This is a genomic window from Luteibacter sahnii (assembly GCF_034063545.1).
Lineage (GTDB): Bacteria > Pseudomonadota > Gammaproteobacteria > Xanthomonadales > Rhodanobacteraceae > Luteibacter > Luteibacter sahnii.
The window spans coordinates 850339-876630 of the sequence record NZ_JAQLOK010000002.1; the positions used below are offsets into that span (position 1 = coordinate 850339).

General features: G+C 69.7%; 26 protein-coding genes. 12 read left to right on the plus strand and 14 right to left on the minus strand.

Annotated features, from left to right (window positions below; genetic code table 11):
- Nucleotides 1-74: 74 nt before the first annotated feature.
- Both PI246_RS09170 and PI246_RS09175 read left to right on the plus strand, forming a co-directional pair.
- Nucleotides 75-1502: a B12-binding domain-containing radical SAM protein gene (locus PI246_RS09170; RefSeq protein ID WP_320550958.1), complete on the plus strand. Its 1428-nt coding sequence runs from the start codon at nucleotides 75-77 to the stop codon at nucleotides 1500-1502.
- A 3-nt stretch (nucleotides 1503-1505) separates the two neighbouring features.
- Nucleotides 1506-2705, plus strand: coding sequence for a nucleotidyltransferase family protein (locus tag PI246_RS09175; protein WP_320550959.1), 1200 nt, complete (start codon nucleotides 1506-1508; stop codon nucleotides 2703-2705).
- A 44-nt stretch (nucleotides 2706-2749) separates the two neighbouring features.
- Here the strand turns inward: PI246_RS09175 and PI246_RS09180 are convergent, their stop codons facing one another.
- The 12 genes from PI246_RS09180 to PI246_RS09235 are packed head-to-tail and all read right to left on the minus strand — an operon-like array spanning nucleotide 2750 to nucleotide 14948.
- Entirely contained in the window at nucleotides 2750-3847 is a 1098-nt protein-coding gene (locus PI246_RS09180; RefSeq protein ID WP_320550960.1) for a glycosyltransferase family 4 protein, read from the minus strand.
- On the minus strand, nucleotides 3844-4968 hold the full coding sequence (locus tag PI246_RS09185) for a glycosyltransferase family 4 protein (RefSeq protein ID WP_320550961.1): 1125 nt from the start codon (nucleotides 4966-4968) through the stop codon (nucleotides 3844-3846). The genes PI246_RS09180 and PI246_RS09185 overlap by 4 nt, the downstream gene beginning before the upstream one ends.
- Before the next feature lie 2 nt (nucleotides 4969-4970).
- On the minus strand, nucleotides 4971-6485 hold the full coding sequence (locus PI246_RS09190; RefSeq protein ID WP_320550962.1) for a B12-binding domain-containing radical SAM protein: 1515 nt from the start codon (nucleotides 6483-6485) through the stop codon (nucleotides 4971-4973).
- A complete protein-coding gene (locus tag PI246_RS09195) occupies nucleotides 6482-7198 on the minus strand; it encodes a class I SAM-dependent methyltransferase (protein ID WP_320551222.1) in 717 nt (238 codons plus the stop codon). The genes PI246_RS09190 and PI246_RS09195 overlap by 4 nt, the downstream gene beginning before the upstream one ends.
- A complete protein-coding gene (locus PI246_RS09200; protein WP_320550963.1) occupies nucleotides 7198-8358 on the minus strand; it encodes an amidohydrolase family protein in 1161 nt (386 codons plus the stop codon). Before PI246_RS09200 ends, PI246_RS09195 begins: the two co-directional genes overlap by 1 nt.
- A gap of 10 nt (nucleotides 8359-8368) precedes the next feature.
- Nucleotides 8369-9205: a class I SAM-dependent methyltransferase gene (locus PI246_RS09205; protein WP_320550964.1), complete on the minus strand. Its 837-nt coding sequence runs from the start codon at nucleotides 9203-9205 to the stop codon at nucleotides 8369-8371.
- 4 nt (nucleotides 9206-9209) lie between these two features.
- A complete protein-coding gene (locus PI246_RS09210) occupies nucleotides 9210-10067 on the minus strand; it encodes a Wzz/FepE/Etk N-terminal domain-containing protein (protein ID WP_320550965.1) in 858 nt (285 codons plus the stop codon).
- 13 nt (nucleotides 10068-10080) lie between these two features.
- Entirely contained in the window at nucleotides 10081-11199 is a 1119-nt protein-coding gene (locus tag PI246_RS09215) for a hypothetical protein (protein ID WP_320550966.1), read from the minus strand.
- A complete protein-coding gene (locus tag PI246_RS09220; RefSeq protein ID WP_320550967.1) occupies nucleotides 11196-12134 on the minus strand; it encodes a glycosyltransferase in 939 nt (312 codons plus the stop codon). The genes PI246_RS09215 and PI246_RS09220 overlap by 4 nt, the downstream gene beginning before the upstream one ends.
- A complete protein-coding gene (locus tag PI246_RS09225) occupies nucleotides 12131-13387 on the minus strand; it encodes an O-antigen translocase (RefSeq protein ID WP_320550968.1) in 1257 nt (418 codons plus the stop codon). The genes PI246_RS09220 and PI246_RS09225 overlap by 4 nt, the downstream gene beginning before the upstream one ends.
- Entirely contained in the window at nucleotides 13384-14526 is a 1143-nt protein-coding gene (locus PI246_RS09230; protein WP_320550969.1) for a DegT/DnrJ/EryC1/StrS family aminotransferase, read from the minus strand. The genes PI246_RS09225 and PI246_RS09230 overlap by 4 nt, the downstream gene beginning before the upstream one ends.
- Complete coding sequence (locus PI246_RS09235; RefSeq protein WP_320550970.1) at nucleotides 14511-14948, minus strand: sugar 3,4-ketoisomerase; 438 nt, start codon at nucleotides 14946-14948, stop codon at nucleotides 14511-14513. The genes PI246_RS09230 and PI246_RS09235 overlap by 16 nt, the downstream gene beginning before the upstream one ends.
- Before the next feature lie 169 nt (nucleotides 14949-15117).
- Between PI246_RS09235 and PI246_RS09240 the strand changes: the two genes are divergently transcribed.
- From PI246_RS09240 to PI246_RS09270, 7 genes are all read left to right on the plus strand, one after another.
- Nucleotides 15118-15657, plus strand: coding sequence for a cytochrome b (locus tag PI246_RS09240; protein WP_320550971.1), 540 nt, complete (start codon nucleotides 15118-15120; stop codon nucleotides 15655-15657).
- Between the two features lie 38 nt (nucleotides 15658-15695).
- A complete protein-coding gene (locus PI246_RS09245; protein ID WP_320550972.1) occupies nucleotides 15696-17048 on the plus strand; it encodes a cytochrome C in 1353 nt (450 codons plus the stop codon).
- Between the two features lie 31 nt (nucleotides 17049-17079).
- Nucleotides 17080-17481 carry a c-type cytochrome gene (locus PI246_RS09250; RefSeq protein WP_407069795.1) on the plus strand — a complete coding sequence of 134 codons (402 nt, stop codon included), beginning with the start codon at nucleotides 17080-17082 and terminating at the stop codon, nucleotides 17479-17481.
- Between the two features lie 76 nt (nucleotides 17482-17557).
- Nucleotides 17558-18265, plus strand: coding sequence for a TorF family putative porin (locus PI246_RS09255; protein WP_320550973.1), 708 nt, complete (start codon nucleotides 17558-17560; stop codon nucleotides 18263-18265).
- A 71-nt stretch (nucleotides 18266-18336) separates the two neighbouring features.
- A complete protein-coding gene (locus PI246_RS09260) occupies nucleotides 18337-18915 on the plus strand; it encodes an RNA polymerase sigma factor (RefSeq protein ID WP_320551224.1) in 579 nt (192 codons plus the stop codon).
- On the plus strand, nucleotides 18912-19550 hold the full coding sequence (locus PI246_RS09265; protein ID WP_320550974.1) for an anti-sigma factor family protein: 639 nt from the start codon (nucleotides 18912-18914) through the stop codon (nucleotides 19548-19550). The genes PI246_RS09260 and PI246_RS09265 overlap by 4 nt, the downstream gene beginning before the upstream one ends.
- Nucleotides 19547-20818, plus strand: a complete 1272-nt coding sequence (locus PI246_RS09270) for a S8 family serine peptidase (protein ID WP_320550975.1) — start codon at nucleotides 19547-19549, stop codon at nucleotides 20816-20818. Before PI246_RS09265 ends, PI246_RS09270 begins: the two co-directional genes overlap by 4 nt.
- On the opposite strand, the gene PI246_RS09275 is transcribed toward PI246_RS09270, so the two are convergent.
- Entirely contained in the window at nucleotides 20808-21041 is a 234-nt protein-coding gene (locus PI246_RS09275; protein WP_320550976.1) for a hypothetical protein, read from the minus strand. The genes PI246_RS09270 and PI246_RS09275 overlap by 11 nt on opposite strands.
- A gap of 81 nt (nucleotides 21042-21122) precedes the next feature.
- Between PI246_RS09275 and dusB the strand changes: the two genes are divergently transcribed.
- Nucleotides 21123-22109, plus strand: a complete 987-nt coding sequence (gene dusB, locus PI246_RS09280) for a tRNA dihydrouridine synthase DusB (RefSeq protein ID WP_320550977.1) — start codon at nucleotides 21123-21125, stop codon at nucleotides 22107-22109.
- Between the two features lie 9 nt (nucleotides 22110-22118).
- Here dusB and PI246_RS09285 read toward each other — a convergent pair whose 3' ends face one another.
- Entirely contained in the window at nucleotides 22119-22907 is a 789-nt protein-coding gene (locus PI246_RS09285) for a transporter (protein WP_320550978.1), read from the minus strand.
- A 229-nt stretch (nucleotides 22908-23136) separates the two neighbouring features.
- On the opposite strand from PI246_RS09285, the gene PI246_RS09290 reads away from it, so the two are divergent.
- Both PI246_RS09290 and fdhD read left to right on the plus strand, forming a co-directional pair.
- A complete protein-coding gene (locus PI246_RS09290; RefSeq protein WP_320550979.1) occupies nucleotides 23137-25470 on the plus strand; it encodes an FdhF/YdeP family oxidoreductase in 2334 nt (777 codons plus the stop codon).
- Nucleotides 25463-26290 carry a formate dehydrogenase accessory sulfurtransferase FdhD gene (gene fdhD, locus PI246_RS09295; RefSeq protein ID WP_320550980.1) on the plus strand — a complete coding sequence of 276 codons (828 nt, stop codon included), beginning with the start codon at nucleotides 25463-25465 and terminating at the stop codon, nucleotides 26288-26290. Before PI246_RS09290 ends, fdhD begins: the two co-directional genes overlap by 8 nt.
- The last annotated feature ends 2 nt before the right edge of the window (nucleotides 26291-26292 follow it).

Here is a 26292-nt window from a genome sequence, read left to right on the forward strand (position 1 = left end):
AGCGAAAGGTTGCGCAACCTCGCTTCGCTTCATCGGCACTTACCAGAGCCGTACGACGCGAAAGGCTCCGTCACATGCTCAACATCCAGGTCGGTCATTGCTACTTCCTGCGCTACGACCGCAAGCAGTGGGAACGGGGCAAACCGTATCCGCCGCTGGCCACCCTCCAGATCGCCGCGCTGCTGCGACGCATGGGCCACGTGGTGTCGCTGTTCGACGCCATGCTCGCCCAGGGCGTCGAGGATTACGCGCCGCGTCTGCATGCGGCCTCGCCGGAGCTGGTGGTCTTCTACGAAGACAATTTCAACTTCCTGACCAAGATGTGCCTGGGACGCATGCGCGAGGCCGCGTGCCGGATGATCGGCGAGGCACGGGCACGTGGTGCGCGGGTGCTCGTCGCGGGCTCGGACGCGTCCGACCATCCCGCGCCGTTCCTTGCCGCCGGGGCCCACGCGGTGCTCACCGGTGAGGGCATCGGTGCCCTCATGGCGCTGGTCGACCGCCTCGCGCGCAACCCGTCGATCGACGCCGACGCTTGGACGGAGGGCTTGCCCGGCGTCGCGACCTCGGCGCGGGACGACACGCGCCTTGTCCGGCTGGGCGCGGTGCCGCCGGACCCGCGCATCGCCGGCCTGCCCGCGTGGGATCTCGTGGATGTCGAGGCGTACCGGTCGTTCTGGCTGGAGCGCCATGGCTACTTCAGCCTGAACATGGCCGCGTCGCGCGGTTGCCCGTTCCGTTGCAACTGGTGCGCCAAGCCGATCTGGGGCAACCATTACAACCAACGGCCGGCCGCGGACGTCGCCGCGGAAATGACCTTCCTCAAACGCACCTACCGGCCGGATCATCTATGGATGGCCGACGACATCTTCGGCTTCCACGTGGACTGGGTCACCGAACTGGCCGGACACCTGGCCCGGAGCGACGGCTCGATTCCCTTCATGATCCAGACCCGCGCCGACCTGGCCAGCGAACGCATGGTCGAGGCGCTCGCCGCGGCCGGCTGCAGCGAAGCGTGGATCGGCGCCGAAAGCGGCAGCCAGCGGGTGCTCGATCGCATGACCAAGGGCACGAAGGTGCCCGACCTCATCGCGGCGCGACGGCGCCTGGGCGACCGGGGCATCCGCGTGGGCTTCTTCATCCAGCTCGGCTACCTCGGCGAAGCCCTGGAGGACATCCTCGCCACGCGCGCCCTGGTGGAAGAAGCCGCGCCCGACGACGTCGGCGTAAGCGTGTCGTATCCCCTGCCCGGCACGCGCTTCTACGAGGAGGTGCGCGCCCAACTGGGCCACAAGACCCACTGGGACGAAAGCGATGACCTGGCGATGATGTTCCAGGGCGCATACGACACGGCGTTCTATCGCGAGGTGCGCGACCTGCTGCATCGGCAGGTGGACGGCGACGCATCGGTGGATGCCGGGTGGCAGGCATTGGTGGCACGCGAGCGCGATCACCGCAACGCGCAACCGGTCGCGCTGGTCCGCCGCGCGAACGCGAGCTGACCGATGCTGCCGCCGCTGGAACGGATCCGGACCGACCTGCACCGCACGACGGAGGCATTGGCCGATGCGGTGGCCCACGACGGCGCGACCGCTACGCCTGAATGGGACGAGGGGACATGGCGCATCGCGGCGGCCGTCGCCGTGGCCCATGGCGTCGCGCCGCTGCTGGCCGATCGTTCGTCGTGGCCGTCGCGACGCTGGCAGGCGTTTCTCTCGGCGCAACGTGACCATGTGGCATCCCGCCAGGGACGCATCGCGACCTTGCTCTCGCGGCTGGATGCACTGGCGCGCGAGCGCGGCCTGCCGATGATGGCGCTCAAGGGCAGCGCGCTCCACGCGCTGGGCCTCTACGTGGCCGGCGAGCGGCCGATGGCCGACATCGACCTGCTCGTGCGGCCGGGTGACGTCGAGGCAGCGGCGGCGTTGCTGCGGGTACTGGGATACGAGGAGAGTTTCCGACAGTGGAAACACGGCGTGTTCAAGCCCGTCGGCGCGCGACCCTTCGCCGGCTTCGGAGAGCACCGGGATACGCCGGTCAACATCGAGTTGCATACCTGCATCCAGGAGCGCTTGCCGGTGCGGACCGTCGACGTGACCGCGTCGGTGTGGCCGCGCGACGCGACACCGGGTATGTGCCCGTATCCCTCGCTGGGGGCGCTCATGACGCACCTGTTGCTGCACGCGGCGGGAAATGTCTGCGGCCGCAGCCTGCGGTTGCTTCACCTGCACGACATCGCACAGCTCGCCCAGCGGATGCCGGAGGCGGAGTGGTCCGTTCTGTGGCACGGCAAGGAGGCACCGTGGTGGGCGTATAGCCCGCTTCGGCGGGTCGAACGCCATTGGCCCGGACGCGTGCCGCGTGCCGTACTCGATCGGCTTCGCCGCGAGTGCCCGATCGGATTGCGACGCGCGGCGGATCGCCAGACCCTGGTCCGCGTGTCGTGTTCGGATTTGTGGCTGCAACGGTTGCCTGGCATCGAGTGGGTGCGTTCGCCGACCGATATGGCGACGCTGTTGATGCAGCGCATCCGCCCGTCGCGCGAAAGTCGCCAGGAGCGGGCCGACATGGTGCGCACGCAGGTATGGCTGCAGGGCCAGGCGTGGGTGCGGCAGGGGCATCTGCGACGCGTGATGACGGCGCTGACGCGGCCCGTACCGCGGATGGACACGTTGTACGTGGTGCGCGGTGCGTGGGACGCGTAGAAACGGTCGTCGCCTCGGTCCGGTGGGAGCGGACCGTGTCCGCGTCAACGACGATGGACGTCGTACAGATCCTCGAACGCGCTGGCGGTGTGGTCGGCATCCTCCTCGACCGCCCGACGCTGTGCCTCGGTCGCCAGGCGCATGCGCAGCGCCTCGTCCCGCGCCACGCGCTCGATCACGTCGGCCAGCGCCACCGCATCGCCCGGCGGCACCGCCAGCGCGGCGCGCGGCGACCACTCGACGAAATGCCCCACCGCCGTGCCCACCGCGGGAACACCGGCCACCGCGGCTTCCAGAATGACCAGCGGACCGGCCTCGTGCAACGACGACATCACCAGCAGATCCGCCGACTCCATGAGCGGACGCAGTTCCTGCTGCGTGCGAAAGCCCATGAAGCGCACCCGATCGCCCAGATCGAGCTGGTGCGCCAGCGCCTGTGCTTCCCCGCCGAGCGTATCGACGCCGACCACGTCCAGCACGAAGTCGAACCCACGCCGCCTGCACAACGCCAGCGCACGCAACGCGGTCGGCAGGTCCTTTACTCGGTTCAGGCTCGCCACGTGCAACAGACGCAGCGTCCCGTGCCGTCGCACACACGGCGGACGCACCGGCCAGCGAGCCAGGTCCACGCCAAGCGGAATACGTTGCGCCCGGATGCCCAGCCCGGCCAGTGCCTCCACGATCGGCGCGCTGGCCGCGCTGACCGCCGCCGCGGCGCGCAGCACGAAGGCTTCGCGCATACGACTGCGCCAGCGCCGGCGACCGCCGTAATCAATGCCATGCAGCGCGACCAGTTCGCCGCCGGCGATGTGCACCGTATACGGTACGCGCAGGCTCAGGCCGGCGACCGCCGCCACCCAGCCGCACGATCCGGAAAACAAGGCCTGGACCACGTCGAAGCCACCCACGCGATGCTCCGCGCGAATCGCCCGGATCGCTCGTGCCTGGGTGCGGCCCTCGCCGATGTTATGGATCGTCGCACCACGCAGCGACCACCGCGCGGGCTGCGATTCCTGGTGAAATACGAACACGTGCACGTCATGGCGCACCGCGAGGCGCTCGATCAACGCCACAAAGGCGGGAATCACCCGTCGCTCGCCCCCGCGATCGACCCCACCCGGCAGCACCAGGGCGAGCTTCATGCGCGCCGCCTCCGTCCCGCCGCGACGCCAGCGTAGATCGAGGCCCAGCGGCGCCCGAGCGCGGCGAACGACAGCTCTACCTGAAAGTGCGCGCGAATGCGGCCCCGGGGCGGTGGCGCCGAAACGACGCGCCGCAACGCCTCCGCCAGCGCGCCGGCATCGCCGACCGGCCACAGCGCACCCACCCTGCCCGCGCCGGTCAGTTCTCGAAACGACGGGATATCGGTAACCACCGGCACGAGGTCGCTGGCCATGGCTTCGAGCAAGGCGAAACCGCAACTCTCAGCGCGACTGCCGGCGACGAAGAGGTCGGCCGCGCGCATCAGCACCTGCACCCGCGCGTGATCCACACGGCCGTGCAACGTCACGCGACCGCGCAACCGGGGATCGCCCGCGATGCGCGCACGCACCGCGTCCAGTAACGGCGCGCTGCCGAACGCGCAATGCAGCCGTGCCTCCGGCGCACGCTCGACGAAGCGGGCGAACCCTTCCAGCACGGTGAGCGGGTCCTTTCCCGAGCACAGGTGGCCAACCCAGAGCACGCCCGGGTCACCATCGAGACCGCACGCTGCCCGTGCCTCGTCGCGATCGCCCGGCGTAAAGCGGCTGCTGCTTTCGGGCACCGCCACGACGGGCATGCCAGACGGGAACGCGCGGGTCCGCGTAAACCGGTTGGCCAGCGCGGCGGCGGTGAACGCCACCGCATCCACGGCGAGGTAATGTCGCCGCCACGCGGGACGCTGCCACCAGTGCGGTACGCGGTCGGCGTGATCCTGCACCACGATCGGCATCGCCGGCAGCAGTCGCGCGATCGCCGCGGCGTCCTCGCCGCGCGCCAGGCTGTGCACATGCAGAACGTCGGCACGCAGTTCGCGCAGCAAGGGCACGAGATGGCGCGCGCGGGCGGAGCCCGAATCCATACCACGCAGGTCGACGAACCGATAATCGACCCCGCGCTGCCGGAAGCGATCGTCGCACGCCGCGGCCTGTACCATCGTCACGCGGGTACTGCCCGAGGCTACCGCCTCGGGTATATCGGCCAGCGAGGGCCAGCGCGCGAACAGCTCCCGCGGCGCGGCATCCGCTGGCGCGGGATGCAGGTTCAGCTGCACGGCACGCATGCCTAGAGTCCCGACGCCTGCGGCAGTCGCAGGCGCACGAGCCGGTTCGCGAGGTTCAGTTCCCAAGGCGTGTCGTAGCGGCGGCGACGGTAGCGCCACGAGGCCATGGCGCTGAGCCCTCGCTTGGCCCAGGCGGGAGAGCGCATGTCCTGCACCGTCGGGTAGCGGCAACGCAGCACCGTGACGAAATCGCGGATGCGCCGGCGCAGGTCGTCGCTCACCCACGGTGCATCGGCATGGCAGGCGTAGTCGACCCAACGCTTTTCGGTCCACGCCTCGGGCGTGGTGGGGAACACCACCGGTTGGCCATGGCGATCGCGCAACGGCGTCGAGGGCCGCTTGCCCCGGTCTTTCTCGTGCCGGCTGGTCTCGGGTAACGGCGTGTAGACGTAGACGATGATCTCCGCCGCGGGATTGATCTTCTTCAACTCGCGGATGAACTCGAAGGTCTGTGCGGTTTCCTCCTCGGTGTTCTCAGGCGGTGCCACCATGAACGACAGCTCGGGAATCACCCCGTGCCGTCGGCAGAGTTCCGCCACTTCGAGGGTCTGGTCCGGCCGCGTGCCTTTGCGGATCTCCTTGAGCATCGCGCCGCTGGGCGACTCCGCGCCGATGTAGGCCATGCGCAGGCGACTCTTGCGCACCTGCTTCCAGGTGCTCTCCTGGAGCTTGAGCAGCGCGTCGGACCGCGCATAGCACCACCACGGCAGCTCATGGCGGGCCATTACCTCGAGCAGCGGGATCATCTCCTCTTCGCGATCGAAGAAGTTGTGGTCAACGTACTGGATCGAATCCGCGCCCAGGTGGTGCTTGAGATAAGTCAGGTCGCGATCCAGGCGAGCCACGGCGGGCAACCGGGTCGTTCCGCCGAACATGGCCGCCACGCCGCAGAACGTGCAGCGGAAACGGCAGCCAATGGCCGCCTGGTGGGCGACGGTGCGCTCGCCCAGGAACGTGCGCGCCAGATAGCGGCGCGGATCGCCGAGCTTGTCGTACGGCAGCACCACGCCCGGATCGTCCATCGTGAAACGGCGATTGGGGTTGTGTACGAGGTGGCCGTCGGTGTCTTTCCACGAGAGCCCGGCGATTCGCGAGACATCGCGATCCGGTCGCGCGAGCGCGGCGAGCAGCTCGGGCAGGGTCTCCTCGCCCTGGCCGCGGATCGCATAGTCCACGTAGGACGCGCCCAGCGCGGTGTCGGTGTACAACGTGGGGAAGTAGCCACCCCACACGATCGGCAGGCCGGGATGACGTTCACGGACCGCGCGGGACACGGCGATCGCCGGGGCCATCTGCGGGCCGCCCATCACGCTGATGCCGACGGCATCGAAACGATCGACGTCGAGCGCGCGCAGCGTGGCGTCGACGACGTCACGATCGACGTTGCCGTCGACCACGGTGCTTCGGCCGTGGCGATCCAGCGCCGCCGCGAGATGCAGCAACGAAAGCGGGAAACGCGCGCTGGATCGCGAGGTGATGGTGGGATTGACCAGCAGGGTGTGGGGCGACGTATTCATGGGCATGACCGCGATAGGACGGAACGACGCAGGCGGAAGACGAGGGCGACGGGCACCTCCAGCGCGATCGGGTCGAAGCGCGCCCCCGGCGGTATGTCGGCCGGATCGAGCATCGGCTCCTCGACCGCGTCGATGAGCAGGCCCAGCCGGGCGCAGGCGGCATGCCAGTGGCTGTAGGTGTGGGTGCTGTGGCGCACGGCGTAGCGGCGCCCGTCCGCGCGGAAATCGCGTCGCCATCCGAGCGCCTGCCCCACCGGATGGAAATCGCTGCACAGGATCGTCCCGCCCGGCCGGGTGACACGACACAACTCGCCGAGCGCGGCCGCCAGGTCCGGCACGTGCCCGAGCACGAGGCCGCAGACGGTGAGGTCGGCGCAGTCGCCGCGCAGCGGCAGCGCCGTCACGCTGCCTTCGACGAGCGCCATGCGACGACGATCGCTCTGGCCGAGCCACCCGTGCGCGCCGCGCAGCATCGCCGGCGACAGGTCGACACCGGTCGCGTGACGGGCACCCCGCGCCAGCACGTGCCGAAGGTAGCGACCGCTACCGCAACCGGCGTCGACCACCGCCATGCCGGTGAGCGTGGACGGCATCGCGGCGAGCATGGCGCGTTCTTCCGCATGCATCAGCGGGTTGTGCGCGTGGGCGGGATACGACGCGGCCCACAGCGCGTATGCCCGCACCGGGTCAAGCACGGGGGCTTCCGTGGCGATCAATGCACGCGCTCCCCGACAAGCCCCGGCTCGAGGGCGAACAGCGTCGGGTCGGCGAAGCGGCGGTCGAGCAGCTTCGGGCGGCCATCGAGTTCGATCGCGACGGCGTCGACCCCGGCCGCCTCGAACCACGGCGCGAAGTCGGGGTCGGCCACGCAGGGACGACCCTCGCGCACCACGGCGCGCAGGTCGGCTCGGCGCAGGCCGACGAGCGATCGGGCCGCGTCGCCGCGATCCGCGACGATGACCAGGTCCGCCGTCGCGCCCACGCCAAGATGCCCCCGCCACGGCATGCGCAGGATGCGTGCGTTTGCTGCGGTGGCCAGCACCCAGGCCTCGTGAGGCGTCAGCCCGGCGTCGACGGCGACACCAAGCTCGTCGAGCAGGTCGCGCGACCCGGACACGCGCGAATCGCTGCCCAGCCCGAGGCGATCGGCAGCGTGCAGCCGACGAGGGTCGAGCGTGCGGCCGAGCAGGCGGCGATTACTCGCCGGGCACCAGACGACGGACGCGCCACGCGCGATCACGGCATCGATGCCTTCGGCGTCGAGTCCCACGCCATGCACGAGCACGCTATGGGCGGCCAGGCAGCCCATGGCGTCGAGTTGGGCCCACTCCTGGCGGGCACGCTCGTCTGTACCTTCGGCCAGATGGATCATCCATGGACGCGACGGCGGCGTGGCGAGAAAGCTCGCGCGCACGTCGGGGCCGAACGCGGGACCGTTCAGCGTGTAAGCCCAGCCGTGTCCACGCAGCAGGGCCACCGGGAAGTCCGCGTCGTCGAGCGACGTGTCCCATGGATCGTGGTGCGCGACCACCGTCGTGCCGGCGAGCAGATTTTTCAGGGCGCCGTGGCGCATGCGGCACGCCTTGGGCCGCGCGAGCGCGGCCTTGACCGCCGGTTCGTCGAAATGGGCCTGGAACGCGGCCATCCAGTCGTAGCTGTTCGCGAATGGCCGATCCATCGGCAACGGTGGCACGGTGTTGACATGCAGGTGCTCGTGGGCATTGATGAGCCCGGGAAAGACCAGGTGATCGCGCAGGTCGACGGCGAAACCGCCCGCCGACGTGTCCGCCACACGGCCGGCCCGCAGGTGGAGCGTCCCGCGCACCGGGCGCTCCTGTCGCACGATACCGGCACCGTGCAGCGTCACGTCCATGCGTGCGGCCTCAACGCCGGTGCATCACGATCAGGAAATGGTCGCCCATGTCGCGCAGCACGGGCAGGTGCCCGAACCGATCGTCGATGCGTCCCAGGCGCTCGTACCACGACGGTCGCTTGCGATAGCGATCCACCATGTACGGCGGCGGCATGAACAGGCTCAGCGCCCGGTAGTCCACCAGCGAGAAGTGTTCGGCGAACGCGGCATAGAACTCACGCGGCAGGTAGTACCAGGTCCAGATCGTGTGGCGGTTCATGCCCACGGCCGTCGCGCCGCGCGAGGCACGCACCCAGGCCCGGCGAAAGCGTCCGCGCAACGTATAGTGCGCCACTTCCCACGGACAGATCCGCCCGATCACGGAGAACACCAGGGTGCCCCCGGGCCGGATCAGGCGCGCGCACTGGGCGGCGGTCTCGCGCAGGTCGGGCGCGCAATTGAGCGGACCGAAGTTGGAATACGCGCCGTCGAACTCGCCCTCGAGCCGGTCGAGCTCCTGCACGCCCAGGTGATGCACGTCCACCCGCGATGCCACGCCGGCCTCCTCGGCGCGTGCCCGCGTGCGCTCGATCATGCGCGGCGACCAGTCGGTCGCGGTGACGTGGAAGCGGCTGCGGGCGAACTCGATCGCATCGATGCCCGTGCCGCAGCCCAGGTCGATCAACCGCGCGCCTGCGGGCAGCTTCTCGCGCACCGTCTGCCACAGCGTGTCGCGCATGCGCTGGATCAGCTCGTTGTTGCCGCGCGGGCCGTCGTAATCCGCGGCTACGCTGTCGAAGGCCTGCTGTGTCTGCGCCAGCCGATCCTCAAGCCGGGTCGGTGCCGCGATGGGGTGCCGCAGGTTCATGTCGTTATCCGCCGTGCCGGGCCTGTGTCGCGTAGGTGCCCGCCGGAGCGCGTTTGGTTGAACGGGCCCGGGCATCGGCGGCGGTGGCCGCCACGACGCCGAGCACCAGGCCGACCAGCACGCCGATGATCATCAGCGGCTTCTGCGCCGGGGCGACCGCATGGTCGGAGACGGTCACCGGCCAGGGCATCGACGTGGGAAACGTATAGGACGGCGTCATGCGCGCGTCGAAATCGCCGCGGATCTGCTTCAGGGTGCGGATGCCCGCGTCGGTGTCGGCCAGCGCGACGTTCGCCACCATCGCATCGGCGTGCGACGCGCCCTGCAGGTCGTGGGCGATGCGATCCCTGTCGCCCTGCGCGGACGCCAGGGTCTGGTCGATGTCGGCGGAGCGGGCCCGGGTGACCGCGAGCTGCGCCTGGCTGATCGCCGCGTGGATCGCCACGAGGCGGTCCACCGTCGCCGTCGCGGCGCGACGCGCCTCGGCCGGCGAGTAGGCCCGCACGCGCAGGCGGATGAGGTTGGCGTAGGGATCGGGTTCGAGGGCCAGGCTCGCGATATAGAGGCGGCCGGCGTCGCTGTCTTTCGCGACGCCCATGCGCCGGAGCACCTCGGCCTGGAAGCCGACGCTCTGAAGGCGTTGCAGCACCCGGGCGAACGGCTCCACTTTCGGATCCATGCCCGACGGGGCGGTACCCACCTGCCCCACCTGCACGGTGGCCAACGCCTCCCACTGGTGGCGGGCCACGTGCAGCCAGGCGAAGGTGGCGGTGCACGTCGCGACCGCGACGCCGGCCATCCACAGCCAACGGCGTCGCACGACGCGCCACAGGTCGATGAGGTAGATCTCGTCGCTTTGCATCAGGGTCGACTCGTCAAGGGAAAGCGGGATCGCGGCGGCGATCGGGTAGCCACGCGGCGACCAGTTGCATCAGCAGGCACAACGCGATGAAACCGAAGTTCATCCAGATGAACGCCTGGGGCGCGAACGGCGCCATCGCGCAGACGTAGGCCATGCGCAGGAAAATGAGCCATGCGAACAGCGACGGCCCGCCGTGCAGGCGACGCACGCTCCAGCGCATCAGGGCGTAAAGCAGCGCGATGCCGAGCACGGCCAGCCATGGGCCGCCCGCGAGCAGGAACGGAAGGAACTCCGTGCCGACGTTGACGTTGGACGCGTCCAGTGGCAGCGGCGCGGGGACACCGCCGCCGGGCACGAGCTGGCCCCACAGGATCGACGGGTCGCGATAGCCCTTGGCCAACATCGACGCGAAGTTGTAGGGGCCGGCCGTGAGATAGAGCAGCAACCACTGGACGCCGGCCGGCGAAGCCCTGTAAAGCGACCCGAACGGCAGCAGGACGGTGGCGACCGAACCGGAGCGCACCAGGCCGAGCACCGAAAACGCCGCCGCGCCGAGCGCGCCGAGCGCGGTCACCGCTTTCCATGGCAGCGGACGACGCGCGTCACGGCGCAGCATCGTCACCAGCGCGATCGAGAACAGCGACGCGAAGATCCGGTTGCGATCGATCACGAGCACCGGAAAGAGCAATCCCGCCGCGACGAGTCCGTAACGCAGGCCGCGCCGACGCGTGCAGAGCATGCCGATGACGGGAAGCGTCCAGCACAGGTCGGCGATCCGGCGCACATGTTCGTGGCCGCCGGTCATGGTCGCGTACGCACCGGGATCGTGCAGCAGCGCGGGCGGAAAAAGCGCGATGTCGAGCAGGCAGAAGCCCAGCACGCCGAGGCCGAACGCGAGACCGACGAAACCCTCGCGGGTGCCCACGTAGTCGCGGGCACGGCATGCCGCACGCGACGGCAGCCGATCGGACGATCGGATGTCCAAGAGCAGTACCCCGATCGCCGCGGTGACAAGCCACAGTACGCCGCTCGCGTATCCGGCCGGAAGATCGTAGGTGAGCCACGTCACGGCGCAAGCCAGGACCATCGGCAGCGCGACGTACGCGCCGGGCCGTTGCAGGATCGGGCTCATGCGCGTTCGGCGCGCGCGGGCAGGCCGGGAAGTCGCAGGCGCCAACGCAGGCGCAGCAGCGCGTAGCAGGCGAGGCGCAGCACGACGTCGCGATACTGTGACTGAAGAAACGCGATCTTCGCCCCGATGTAATGGATCTGCGCCCGCAACAACGTGCGATAGGGTTCGTCGAACAAGGCCAGGCGGTGCATCGCGACCTGGCGCGATTCCTCCAGGTGCAGGATGCGCGTGGCCCGGTGGCGTGTCTTGCTCACGTTGCGTCCGTGCAGACGGTAGGCGCACACGCGCACGTCGATAAAGCCGATGGCGTCGCGTGCGGCGAGGCGAAGGAACAGGTCCCAGTCGTCGATGCGCAGGCCCTCGGTCCAGCGCGCCACGGTTTCCAGCTCGCTTCGCCGCAGCAGGGTCACCGGCCCGCCGATCGCCCAGCGCGAGATCACGGCACGGCGGATGCCCAGGTCGCTGAGGTAGTCTCGCTTGTCGGCCCGATGCAGGTCGCACATGCCGCTGGCATGGAGGGTTCGCCCCTCGCGATCGATGACGATCGAATCGCCGATGACCGCGCCCTTGCGCGGGTGCGCCCTGAGGTAATCGACCAGCGTCCGCAGGCTCCCAGGCAGGAAGTAGTCGTCGCTCGCACCGATGCGCAGCAGCTCGCCGCGCGCCCGGGCTGCCAGCTCGTTGAGCGTGGTCGCGATGCCCCGGTTATCGCGCTGCACGAATTCGCAGCGCACCTCGTGTCCGTGGCGGGCGATCCATCCGGCGATGCGTTCGGCCGTCTTGTCCGTGGAGCCGTCGTCGATGATGACCACCTCCTTCGCCGGGTACGGATCCTCCAGCACGCTGTCGAGGCAACGCTCGACGAAGTCCTCGTGGTTATAGGCGGGAATCAGAATCGACACCATCGGCGTCTCGTCGGTCGCATGACCGGTCATCGGGCGCCCCCTGCGAGGTAACGGCGCACCACGACCGCGTTGAAGGCCAGGTACGCCAGATAGTTCACCACGAACGCATACATCGCCCCGACCAGGCCGAAGCGTGCGGCGCCTACGTGGACCAGCACCAGGTAGCTGAGCGCGAAAGCGCACTCGGAGACCACATAGAGCCTCGTCATCGCTTTGGCGAGCATCAGGTAGGACATCACGAACGCGGCGATCTTGATCACGTCACCGCACAGCTGTGGGGCGTACAGGTCGTTCGCCGCGGCGAAATCGCCGCTGAAAAGCAGGCGCGTGACGATGTCGCGCAGTACGTAGATGGCCAGCGCCATCGCGACCACGGCGGGCATCAGCCAGCGCCACGCCTGCCGCAGTTCATAACCGATCGCCGCCGGGTCGGTCGTCCCCGCGAGCCGGGGCAGGTAATAGACGTTGATGACGCTGGTGACGAAAAGCAGGTAGGCGTCGGAGACGCGGGTCACGGCCTGCCAGTAGCCGACCTGGTCCCACCCGAACGACGTGGCCAGGTGATCGCGGACCGCGATGTTCACCAGCGGCGGCAGCAAGGCGGACGTGAGCGACATCGCCGAGAACGCCGCGAGCCGGCGCGTCATCCGCGCGTCGAAGCGGGCGCGCAGCATCGACGGGTCGAAGTAGGGGCTGCGCCACCACGCCGGCAACCCGACCACCAGCCAGAGCAGTTGGCCCAGGACGAGGGCAAGCAGGGCACCATACACGCCCCACGCGTGGGCGAGGCCGAGCGCCAGCGCCACGCTCAGCAGCGAGCCCGCGACCTGGATGAGCGCGAGTCGGCGCACGTCCATGAAACCGTTGATCACCGCGAGCAGGTAATTGACCAGGGCTATGCCGACGAGCGCCATGGCGAGCACGCGGATCAGGCCCTCGTAACCGGCGTCGCCCAGCAAAGCCTCGGCCAGCGGCCGACTGAACAGCAGCGCCAGGCAGCCCATCAGGCACGAGGCCGCGATGGCGTAAGCCAGGGCGGAAGACAGCAGGCGCGACAACCGGGCCGGATCGTGCCGGTACTGGGCCACGTACTTGACCACGCCGGCATGGATGCCCCCGCCCGCGAACACCGCGAGCAGCGACATCAGGCTCATGAACTGGCCCAGGCGGCCCACGCCCACCGGGCCGGCGAGCCATGCCACGAGCTTGACCACCACCAGCGCCGCACCCAGGCGCGCGGCCGTGCCCAGGGCGGACCAGGCGCCGGCGCGCGCGATATTCATCGACCGGCCCCGAACGACAGGCACGCATCGATGACGTGGCCGATGGCGGCGCTGTCCAACGTCGGGCTCATCGGCAGGCTCAGCACTTCGCGGTGCAGGCGATCGGCGATCGGCAGGTCGAGCGTCGACTCGCCCGCGTAGGCGGGCTGCCGATGCGGCGGCACCGGGTAGTGCACGAGCGTCTGCACGCCCAGGTCGCGCAGGTGGCGCTGCAGGGCGTCGCGATGCGCGCTGCGCACCACGAACAGATGCCACGCGTGCGCCTCGCCCTCCTCCACGTGCGGCAGCACGATAAGCGGATGACGGATGGCGCGCAGGTAGCGCCGTGCCACGGCGCGACGCGCCGTGGTGTCGTCGTCCACGTGACGCAGCTTCACGCGCAGCATGGCCGCCTGGATCTCGTCCAGCCGTGAGTTCACGCCCCGGTAGAGATGCTCGTACTTCACCTCCGAGCCATAGTTGCGTAGGGCGGCCACGCGCCGGGCGAGGCGATCGTCGGCCGTGACCACCGCGCCGCCGTCGCCCAGGGCGCCGAGGTTTTTCGACGGAAAGAAGCTGAAGCCCGCGGCGTCGCCGAACGCGCCGGCACGGATACCGTCCCGCGACGCCCCGTGCGCCTGGGCGGCGTCTTCGATCAGGCGCAGGCCATGACGCGCGGCGATGTCGCCCAGGGCCGCCATGTCGGCCAGCTGACCGTAAAGGTGCACGGCGAGGATGGCCCGCGTGCGCGGCCCGATCGCCGCCTCCACGTTCACCGGATGGAGATTGAACGTGGCCTCGTCCGGTTCGACCGGCACCGGCCTCAGGCCCGCCTCGCTGATGGCGAGAAAGCTCGCGATGAACGTGTTCGCGGGCACGATCACCTCGTCGCCCGCGGCGAAGTCGCCCAGGTCGCGGTACGCGCGCAGGATCAGCGAGAGCGCATCCAGGCCGTTGCCCACGCCGAGCGCATGGCGGACCCCGCACCACGCGGCGAACTCGCGCTCGAACGCGGCCAGCTCGTCGCCCAGCACGTACCGGCCCGAGTCGATGACACGGCCCACGGCGGCCTTGAGCTCATCGGCGTGACGCGCATTGACGTCGCCGAGGCTGAGGAACGGCACCGTCACGGCGGGGGCATCCGTCAGCGCCCCGGCCATGCGACCACGCCCTCCGCGTAGGCCACGGTGCGCGACTCGCGCAGGAACTGATCGTAGTCGGCGATGTAGTCCGCCGGATCGTACGCATGATCGGCCAGCACCATCAGCACGCAGTCGTCGGTGAAGTCGTACAGCTCGCGCCATACCATGCGGCCGATCAGCAGACCCTGCGCCGGGTCGCACAGTCGCGTCTCGACCGGACCGTGGCCGTCGTCGAGCATCACCGTGACGGCGCCGCGCACCGCCACCGCCATCTGCGTCAGTCGGCGATGGGCGTGCTGCCCCCGACGCACGCCCTCGCGCGTGGCGAAGATGTAATACACACGCCGGATGTCGAAGGGCACGTTGTGGCTGGGCTCCAGCGACACGAGCATGCCGCGGCGATCGCCGTGCGTCTCGAGCTGGATGCGTTCGATCTCCATGGGGCAGGTCCCGCGTGGCCGCGCCGGCGACCGTCGAAGCTGAGTGCCGCGATCCCTTCGCAAAGGTTGCGTGCGCGACGCACAACCTTTTGCATGCCTGCGCGGCACTCATGGGGCAGGACGACCCCGGCGGACGTCGGCGGGGGCATCACCCAAGGGTTCGCATCGCATGGCTCATCACACTCGCGGCATCGCCACGCCGTATCCGAGACCGATACGCTGGTTGCACTGGCTCATGGCGCTGCTGGTGGCGACCGCCGCCGGCGTGGCGCTGGTCCGCGACGACCTCGGCGGACGCGCCCTGCGCGGCGTGTTGCTCGATATCCATCGTCATCTGGGGCTGCTCGTGCTCGCGTTGCTGGCCCTGCGCATCGTGCTGCGGCTGTCGCTCAGGCATGCGCCGGGCGTGCCCATGCCGGCGTGGCTGCGCGTGGGCGCTGGCTTCACCCACCTGCTGCTCTACGCGCTGCTGCTGGCGATGCCTCTGCTGGGCTGGGCATTGGCCAGCGCGGCCGACCAGCCCATCCACTTCTTCGGTGTCGCCGTCCCACCCATCGTGGCACCCGACGACGATCTCGCCGATCGACTGCAAGCCTGGCACGTGCGCGTCGCATGGGTGCTGCTGGCGGTGGCCGGCCTGCACGCGGGTGCCGCGCTCTGGCATCACCTGGTGCGGCGCGACGGCGTGCTCCGCCGCATGTGGCCATGACGGCCACGTCCTTTCCATCGACACGAGGAGTCGAACCCATGCGAGTGTTTTCCTTTGGCCGATGCGGGCGACGCCCCGGCCTCGCCGGCTGGGGCGTCACGCTGGCCCTGCTGCTTTCGCTGGCGAGCCAGGGTGCGCGCGCGATTCCCGTGTTCGCCCGGCAGACCGGCGCCTCGTGCGCGGATTGCCACGCGGGTTCCTACGGTCCTGCGCTCACGCCCTACGGCATGCGATTCAAGCTCGGCGGCTACACCGACACCGACGGCAAGGGCAGGACGATTCCCGTGTCGTTGCAGCTGACCGAGACCCACCTCGTGCCGGCCAAGGGCAACAACAGCACCGCCCTGACCGAGGGCGACCTGTTTCTCGCCGGCCGCCTCACCGACAACGTGGGCGGCGTCGTCAAGGTGGTGGCCGCGCGTACCGGCCCGGGCAAGTACAACACCCAGCTCGGCGACGTGGACCTGCGCTACGTGGCAAAGGAACTCACCATCGGCGGCAAGAGCGCCCTGCTCGGCGTCACGGTGAACAACAACCCGGGCTTTCAGGATCCGATCGGCGCGCTTCCGGCGTTCTCCGATCTGCTGCAAGGCGGCCGCACCGGCACGCTGCTGAATCCGGCGGCGCCGAACGCGCTGGCCAACCACGTGATCGGCGCCTCGCTATACGGTGTCTACGACACGGTGTGGTACGCCGAGGCGGGCACCTACCGCTCCCTCTCGCTGGCCGGGCAGGACGCGATCGGCTTCCGCCCCGGCTCCGACCCGGGTCACCTCAGCGATACCGGCTATGTCCGTTTCGCCTACATGAAGGACATGCGCCGGCAGTTCGTCTCCGCGGGCGTCGTCGCCCTCACCAGCCAGCGCCGGCTCCCGCGCGCCGCGCCGGCCGACCGGCTCGACGACTACGGCTACGACCTCACCTACCAGTACCTGGGCAACCGCGAACACATCCTCCAGGCCAGCTACGTCAACATCTACGAGCATCGCCGCTACGGCAGCCGCCCGGCCAACCCGCTCGTGCCCGGCTCGCTGGCGTCGGCACGCGGATACGCGCGCGACGAGATCCTCTCGGCCACCTACACCTTCATGCAGACCTACGGCGTCACCGTGTCACACCTGCGCGGCACCGGCTCGGACGATCCGGCGCGCTATTCCCCGGTGCTGCCCGATCCGGACGCGACGACCAACTACCTCACGCTCTTCTGGGCGCCCTTCGGCAAGGACGACGCCTGGATCAGCAAGGGCAACCTCAAGCTTGCCGCCACGTGGTTCCGCACGCTTCGCTTCAACGGCCGCAGCTCGAACATCTTCGGCGCGCCACCGGGCGTGCGCGGCGCCAACGCGGCGGACATCAACGGCTTCGTGATCACCGCCAACCTCGCGTTCTGACTCCCTCCCCCAGGCAACGAAGGATCCCCGCGTGACGACGTTACCCACCCGCTCCCTGCCCGCGCGCCTCGTCGCCGCGGGCGCCTTCCTCGGCTGGCTGCTGGCCACGCCGGCCACCCATGCCGGCGACGTCACCGCCGGCAAGAACGTGTTCAAGTCCGAATGCGCCGAATGCCACAGCGTCAAGGAGGGCACGAACAAGAAAGGCCCGAGCCTCTTCGGCATCGTCGGCCGCAAGGCCGGGTCGGTCGCCGGCTTTGCCTATTCGGACGCCATGCTCCAGAGCGGCCGGACCTGGAATGCGGAAGCGCTTCACGGTTATCTCTCGCAACCGGCGAAGCAGGCCTTGCCCGGCACCAAAATGAAATACGATGGCCTGGATCATGCCAAAGACCTCGACGACCTGCTGTCGTACCTGGCAACCCTGAAGTGAACCTGCCATCGGGCCGAACACGACCCTCATGACGGCTGCGACCCGGCCCCCGCGAACCCTCCACGAAGGCACGACCATGCGTCGTGCCTTCGTGCTGTGCGCGGCTCTCGCGGCCGCGCCCTTCGCAGCCCGCGCCGCGGACTGGACCGGCACGGTGGCGGTCAGTTCGCAGCTGGTCGACCGGGGCGTGCCGGTGTCCGGCCCGGGGCCCGTCGCGCAGGGCGCGGTCGCGTGGATCGCCCCCTCGGGCTGGTCGCTCAGCGGCTCGGCCAGCTACCAGACCCGCCCGGTCGGGCGCCTCGCCGAGACGCTGCTCCAGGGTGCCCGCGCCTGGCGGCTCGACGACGACTGGCAGGTGCAGGCGTCGACCACGTACTACCGCTACGCCGACGACCCGTCCTGGCGCATCTACGACCGGGTGGAGGTCGGCGGCACCCTGATCTTCCGTGACGTGCTCACGGTCGGGCTGAGCGCGGCGGAGCGCGTGCATGGCGGGGGCAGCCCACGCGGCGCGCTCGACGTCGGCCTGCGCTGGCCGCTGGGGCGACACCTGTCCCTCGCCGGCGGTGCCGGGGTGTCCCGCTATATCGTCGATCCCTACTACGATCACGACGGACGCCAGGTGGGGACGGGCGCCACCTATTACACTTACGGCCACGCCGGGCTCGCCTGGACGTCCGGCCCGTGGCGCGTGGACCTGGTCCGGGTGGCCGCCCACCGGGACCGCCTCCCCTTCGAGCGGCGGCCCTCGCCCTGGCTGGCCACGATCGCCCTCGGGCTCTGACGGTATCCACAGCAACTTTTTCCCCGCGCGACGGTACTCACGAGTCCGAGAACCATGCCGTGACCCGCATCATGAGCCAGGCCGACACCGAACCCACCGACCGCATCCTGTTGCAGCGCATGGCTGCCGGCGACCGCGCCGCGCTCGCGACGATGTACCGCGCGTACCACGGACGGCTGACCCGCTTCCTCAACAGGCTCACCCGCCGGGCCGACATCATCGAAGAGGTCATCAACGACTGCTTCTGGATCGTCTGGCAGAAGGCCGCCACTTTCCAGGGCGATTCGCGTGTGTCGACCTGGATCATGGGCATCGCCTACCGCTGCGGCCTGAAGTCGCTGCGCCAGCACGGCAGCGAGCCGGTCGACGAAGACAGCCTTCCCGAAGACCGCACGCCCTCGCACGATCCCGACGAAGACCGCGAGATGCGCGACTGGCTCGGCCGCGGCCTCGACCGGCTCTCGTCCGAACAGCGCGTGGTGGTGGAGCTGGTCTACGGCATCGGCCACAGCCTCGACGAGGTGGCGGCGATCATGCAGTGCCCCGTCGGGACGGTGAAGGCGCGCCTGTTCCATGCACGGGTGAAACTGCGCAACCTGTTACCGGGCCTGGCCGGGGAAACCGTCCAGCCCAAGGAGAAACTGCCATGACCCGCCCCATCCCGGACGGCACGGGTTGCGCCCGCGCCTGGGAAGCCATGCCCTGGGTCCTCCAGGACAGCGCCGGCCCCGCGCAGAAGACCTGGTTCGCCGAACACCTCGCCGGCTGCGCGGACTGCCGCCAGGAATACGAGCTGCAGGAAAGCCTGCACCGGGCCATCGCACTCGATCCCATGGTCGAACCCGATCCGGAGCGGGGCCTGCGCCGCCTGATGGCCCGGCTCGACGCCGACGATCCGCAACGCGCGCCCGCGCGCCGGACCGCGAGCGCCTCGTGGGTGGTGCGCCTGCTCGCCGCGGCCGTGCTGGTACAGGCCATCGGCATCGGCGTGCTCGGCATCAAGCTGTGGACCGGCGACCGCGCCCCGGCCAGCTATCGCACGCTCAGCGCACCGTCGGCGCCCACCCCGGCCGGGGCGGTGCACGTGGTGCCCGAGAAAGGGATGAGCGTGGAGGCCTGGGATCGCCTGCTGCGCGACCAGCACCTGAGCGTGGTCGGCGGACCGAACGCGGTCGGCGCCTACACCGTGGTGTCCGACGACGCCACGGCGCGACAGGCCGACGTGATCCAGCGCCTGCACGACGCTGGGATACGTTTCGCCGAACCGGCCACGGGCACGCCATGATCCGTTTAACCACCCTGCTGGCCGCGTGCCTGGCCGGCATGGCCGCGACGGTCGCGGCGCGGCCCGCGCCGACCGATGCGGTCTCGGCGGGCGTGGCGGGCGTGGCGGGCATGGACAGTGCCCGCGACATCGTGCTCGCCGTGGACAACCCGCTCGCCCCGGCGACCACGCACCCCGGCTCCAGCCTCATCGGCTACACCCCGCCGTCGACGTACAGCGCGGGGCAGCGCGCCCGCTCGCTGCTCGCCGACCTGCGCAAGCGCTATGGCTGGAACGAAATGGGCGGCTGGCCCATCCGCGCGCTCGGGCTCTACTGCATCGTGCTTCGCCCGCCGGCTGGCGTCGATCGCGACACGCTGCTCGCGGCGCTCGCGCGCGATGCCCGGGTGCAACTGGCCCAGCCGCTGCAGGACTACACGGTCTACGCCAGTCCGGGGACCGAGGCCCCCCACCGCTACAACGACCCCTACACCGACCTCCAGCACGGCTTCGTCGACACCCAGGCCGCGGTCGCCCACGCGGTGACGCAGGGGGACGGGGTAAGGATCGCCGTCGTCGACACCGGCGCCGACACCGCCCATCCCGACCTCAAGGGCCACGTGACGGTGACCGGCGACGCCGTGGCCGCGGACGATCCCGCCTTCGCCGCAGACCGCCACGGCACCGAAGTGGCCGGCGTGATCGCCGCGGTCGGCGACAATCACCAGGGCATGGTGGGCATGGCGCCCAAAGCCTCGCTCGACGTCTACAAAGCCTGCTGGTACCCGGAACCCAACGCCGGCGCCCGCTGCAACTCGTTCACGCTGGCCAAGGCGCTCGGTGCCGTGGGCGATACCGATGCCCGCATCGTCAACCTCAGCCTGGGTGGGCCGGCCGACCCGTTGCTGGACAAGCTGCTCTCCCATCTGCTCGCGCAGGGCCGCATCGTGGTCGCCGCCCTGCCGCCCGACGGCGACGCGCATGGGTTTCCCGACGATGCGCCCGGCGTGATCGTGGTGCGCTCGGCGAGTGCCACGCCGGCGCCGCCGGGCGTGCTGAGCGCGCCGGGCAACGACATCCTCACCACGCAGCCTGGGGGCGGTTATGACTTCACGTCGGGCTCGTCGATGGCGACCGCCCACGTGACCGGCATCGTCGCCCTGCTGCTGGCCGTGTCGCCGCGGCTCGATGCGCGGCGCGTGCACGACGTGCTGCTGGATACCAGCACCGTCACCCACGGCATGCGGCAGGTGAACGCGGCTGCCGCGGTGGAGTCGGTCAGCCGCTGAGCGGATGGAACATCCGGCAGAAGGTCGAGCGCTGGCGCTGCACCGGGCAGGGATCGCCGCTGAGGGCGTCCACGCGGGTCGCCTTGACCAGGGCCTCGGACGGGCGAGCCTCCGGCGCTTTCGCCACCGCGGCGGCCCATGCCAGCCCCAGGCCCGCGACGATCGCGATGGATATCCTGTCGTTGCGCATGTCCTGCTCCTGGTCGGTGCGTGCCTGTGACATTAGCGGTGCCCCGCGGGGTCCGGGCAAGGATCCGGGCGGAACGGCCCCTTTGTAGCAAATCCCTGGGTGTAAAATGCGTCGATGCGCATCGGCCCCTACACCCTTGCGCCCGCCGTGGTGCTCGCGCCCATGGCCGGCGTCACCGACAAGCCCTTTCGCCTCCTGTGCAAGCGCATGGGGGCGGGTCTGGCCGTGTCCGAGATGACCACCGCCGACCCGAGGCTGTGGCACACGCGCAAGTCGCTGCGACGCATGGATCACCACGGCGAACCCGAACCGGTCAGCGTGCAGATCGCGGGCTACGACCCGGGCATGCTCGCCGACGCCGCGCGCTACAACGCCGACAACGGGGCGCAGATCGTCGACATCAACATGGGTTGCCCGGCGAAAAAGGTCTGCAACGTGTGGTCGGGTTCCGCGCTGCTGCAGGATGAGCCCCTGGTGGGCCGCATCCTCCACGCGGTGGTCAAGGCGGTCGACGTGCCGGTGACGCTGAAGATCCGCACCGGCTGGGACCGGGAACACCGCAACGCGCTGACCATCGCGCGCATCGCCGAGGATGCCGGCATCGCGGCGCTCGCCGTGCACGGCCGCACGCGCGCGGACAAATACGAAGGCGAGGCCGAATACGAGACCATTGCCGCCGTCAAGGCGAGCGTAGCGATCCCCGTGCTCGCCAACGGCGATATCACCACCCCGGACAGGGCGCGCGAGGTGCTCGCCCTCACCGGGGCCGACGCCGTCATGGTCGGCCGTGGTGCGCAAGGACGCCCGTGGATCTTCCGCGAGATCGCCCATCACCTCGCCACGGGTGGCTACCTCCCCGAGCCCACGCCCGCCGACGTGGGCACGATCCTGCTCGATCACCTCGACCAGCTCTACGCGTTCTACGGCGAGGAGATGGGCGTGCGAATCGCCCGAAAGCACCTGGGCTGGTACGCGAAAGACCGCCCCAAGAACGCCGCGTTCCGCGACGTGGTCAACCGCGCGGAAGACGCCGCCACGCAGCGGCGCCTCACCCGCGACTACTTCGACGCGCTGGCCGCCGGTACGTCGCTGGCCGCCTGACGCCGCGATTCACCAGCGATACGCGATGCCGGCGTAGAACTGCCTGTCGGGCGTGCGGTCGTTGAGGCCCAGGTTGGCCCCGACGTCCAGTTGCAGGTTGTGCGTGGCGGCGACGATCAACGCGACGTCCGCCGACGCCTGCCGCACCGTGCCCTGCGGATCGGCGTTGTCCTGTCGCCAGTACTCCACCGCCAGGGTCAGCCGTTCGCCCAGCGGATGCGACAGGTTCACGAGGTTCGACAGCGCCGCGTGGTGCCCGCTGCCGTCGGCATCCGCCAGCACGTCCAGTTGCGGGCCGAACGTGAGGGCGAAGCCGCGCGGTAGATTCACGCTCACCGGCAGCGCCACGCCCCCTTCCCAGCGGTCGTTGCCGAATCCGGTGCTCGCGGTCGGCGCCTTCACGAACGGGATGACAGCCACCGACACCGCATCGCCGACATGCAGCCGTGTCTTGACGCGCAGCAGGAGATCCCCGTGTCCCGTGCGTTGCGTGCGGGCACCGTCCCCACGCGTCGTCACGCGCACGCGAGGTGCCCAGCTCACTTCGATGTCGCTCGCGCCGCCAAGCCCGTACTTCAGCGTGGGGTTAAGCGGATACACCGTCTGCGTCGACAGGCCACCTCGCACGTCGCGGGTGACGCTGCCCACGTCGGCCTCCAACTGCCAGCGCCCCTGCGGTACGACGCAGGGCGCGTTTGCCTTGGTGGGGCGGTCGGTGCACACGGGTGCGTCCTGGGCACGCAGCGACGGGGCGGCGGCAAGTGCAGCGAGCAGGATCGGCCATAGGGTGCGTTTCACGAGGGCTCCTGGCCCGGGTCTTTCGACGCCCGGGGTGGTGGGTGGGGAGCCCGGAACGATAGGGACGGCCTCGTAAAAACGGACGATATCGCGCGACCGATGGCGTAAAAATATCGCAAGAACCTGCGATACCGTGAATGCCACGGCGGCTGGGGCGAGGGCCGGACGCACCGGGTTTCACGCCGGCCAGGCGTAGAATGGCGGGCAAAGTCATCCACGAGAGCGGGCCATGAGCGAAACCGAAGTTCCCGGCATCGACGACTACGACGCCCCGGCCGGCGGCTGGGGCGCGTTACGCGCCGTGGCCAAGGCCCTGGGCGGGCAGATGGCTGTCGCCCGCGAATCCATGGCCCTGCACCGGGTGAACCAGCCCCAGGGCTTCGATTGCCCCGGCTGCGCATGGCCCGACCCGAAGGAAACCTCCTCGTTCGAATTCTGCGAGAACGGCGCCAAGGCCGTCTCGTGGGAGGCCACCGCCAAGCGGGTACGCCCGGAGTTCTTCGCGAAAAACCCGGTCAGCGCCTTGTGGCAACTCAGCGACTACGCGCTCGAGGGCCTGGGCCGCCTCACCCACCCCATGGCCTACGACGCGGCGAGCGACACGTTCCAGGCGGTGCCGTGGGACGAGGCATTCCGCCGCATCGGCCAGTCGTTGCGCGCCCTTCCCGACCCGAACATGGCGGAGTTCTACACCTCCGGCCGCGCGTCGAACGAAGCGGCCTTCCTCTACCAATTGTTCGTGCGTGAATACGGCACCAACAACTTCCCCGACTGCTCGAACATGTGCCACGAGGCCACCAGCGTCGGCCTGCCGAAGTCGATCGGGTCGGGCAAGGGCACGGTGCTGCTGGAGGATTTCGATCACTGCGACGCGATCTTCTGCATCGGCCACAACCCCGGCACCAACCATCCGCGCATGCTGTCCACGCTGCGCGAGGCCTCGCTGCGCGGCGTGCCCATCGTGGTGATGAACCCGCTGTCCGAGCGCGGCCTGGAACGCTTCACCTCGCCGCAGCATCCGTCCGAGATGCTCACGGGCAAATCCACGCGCATCGCGTCGACCTATTGCCAGGTGAAGATCGGCGGCGACGTGCCCGCGCTCAAGGGCATGATGAAAGCGCTGCTCGCCGCGGACGACGACGCGCGCGCGGCCGGCGCCACGCCCGTGCTCGACCATGAGTTCATCCGCGACAACACGCTCGGTTTCGAGGCGCTCGCCGACGACCTGCGCCAGACCGGATGGGATGCCATCGAGCGGCATTCGGGGCTGTCGCGCGACACCATCGAGATGATCGCCGGCATCTACGCAAAGGCGAGTCGCGTCATCGTCTGCTACGGCATGGGCATCACCCAGCACAAGCACGGCACCGAGAACGTGCAGCAGATCGCCAACCTGCTACTGCTCCGCGGCAACATGGGTCGACAGGGCGCGGGCATCTGCCCGCTGCGCGGCCACAGCAACGTGCAGGGCGACCGCACGGTGGGCATCACCGAGAAACCCAACGCCGATCTCAACGAAGGCATCCGCCGCACCTACGGCTTCGTGCCGCCCACCGCGCACGGCCATGACGCGGTGGCCGCCGTGCTCGCGATCCGCGAGGGTCGTTCCAAGGCGATGGTCGCCCTGGGCGGCAACCTTGCCGTGGCGATGCCCGACACGGAAGAGACGTTCGAGGCCATGCGCAAGCTCGACCTCGCCGTGCACGTGGCCACCAAGCTCAACCGCTCGCACCTGCTGCTGGCGAAAGAGACGTTCATCCTGCCGTGCCTGGGCCGTACCGAACTCGACGAGCAGGCCACCGGGCCGCAGTCGGTCACCGTGGAAGACTCCATGTCGATGGTGCATGCCTCGGCCGGCACGCTCAAACCCGCGTCCGAGCACCTGCGGTCGGAACCCTGGATCATCGCCGGCATCGCCAAGGCCACGCTGCCGACAACCCGGGTGGACTGGGACCGGCTCGTCGGCGACTACGACCTCATCCGCAACGATATCGAGAAGGTGTTTCCGATCTTCTTCGACTTCAACGAACGCGTGCGCCGTCCGGGCGGCTTCCGCCTGCGCGTCGCGGCCAGCGAACGCGATTGGGCCACGCCCGAGCGCCGTGCGCACTTCCTCGTGTCGCCGTTTTCCAACGACGACATGGACACGCCGGGCGACGAGCTGATGCTTACCACCATCCGTTCGCACGACCAGTACAACACCACCATCTACGGACTCAACGATCGCTACCGCGGCGTGACCGGCCGGCGCGACGTCGTCTTCATGAACGCGAACGACCTCGCCGCTCGCGGGTTAAAGCATGGCGATCGCATCGATATCTTCGCCACCGGCGCCAACGTGGCCGACGGTCGCCAGCGCGCGGTGCGCGGGTTCACCGCGGTGGCCTACGATATCGTCGAAGGCTCGATGGCCATGTATTTCCCCGAAGGCAACGCACTCATCGCCCTGGAAAACCACGACAGCCATTCGGGCACCCCCACCTACAAATCCGTACCGGTACGCATTGCCGCCTCGACCGCGCCCGCCGACGGCGGCCCGCGCCGCGGCACCCCGCATGCGTGACGGCGACGCGCCGCCCCCCGGCTGCGTCACGCGGCCGGTGTGGCGGGTGGAGGGCGGCCGTGCCACCGAGGACCTCGACCGGCTCGCCGAGGAGGTGCCCGTCGCCATGCATGTCGATGGCGCCTCCTTCGCGGTCATGATGGCGTCGCCCCTGGACATCGAGGATTTCGCCCGGGGTTTCGCGCTCACCGAGGGGCTGGTGCCGTCGGTGCGCGAAATCGCCGCCATCGAGGTGCACGAGATGCTCGAAGGGGTGCGGGTCGACGTGCGTCGCACCGGGCCGGGTGCAGGCGACGCCCCTCCTGCGGATCGCCTGCTGCCGGGACGAAGCGGCTGCGGCATCTGCGGTTCGCGCGAACTCGAGGACGTGATACGCCACCCGGCACCCGTCGCAGCGGGTCCCGTCGTGTCGCATGCCGCCATCGAACGCGCCCTGCGGGACTTGCGCGAACGGCAGCCGATCAACGCCTTCACCGGCTCGGTGCACGCCGCCGCATGGGCGACGGCGGAAGGCGCGATCGTGCGCGTGCGCGAAGACGTGGGCAGGCATAACGCGCTGGACAAGCTCATCGGCGCGATGGCGAGCGAAGGCCTGACGACACGCGATGGTTTCGCGGTGATCACCAGCCGCGCCAGCTACGAGATGGTGACCAAGGCGGCCGCGGCCGGCATGCCGCTGCTGGTGGCGATCTCGGCACCCACCGCGCTCGCCGTGCACCTGGCCGAATCCTGCGGCCTCACCCTCGTGGGCTTCGCGCGACCGGGCCGCTTCAACATCTACAGCCACCCGGAGCGGCTGGCGGACGCGGCCACGGGCTGACC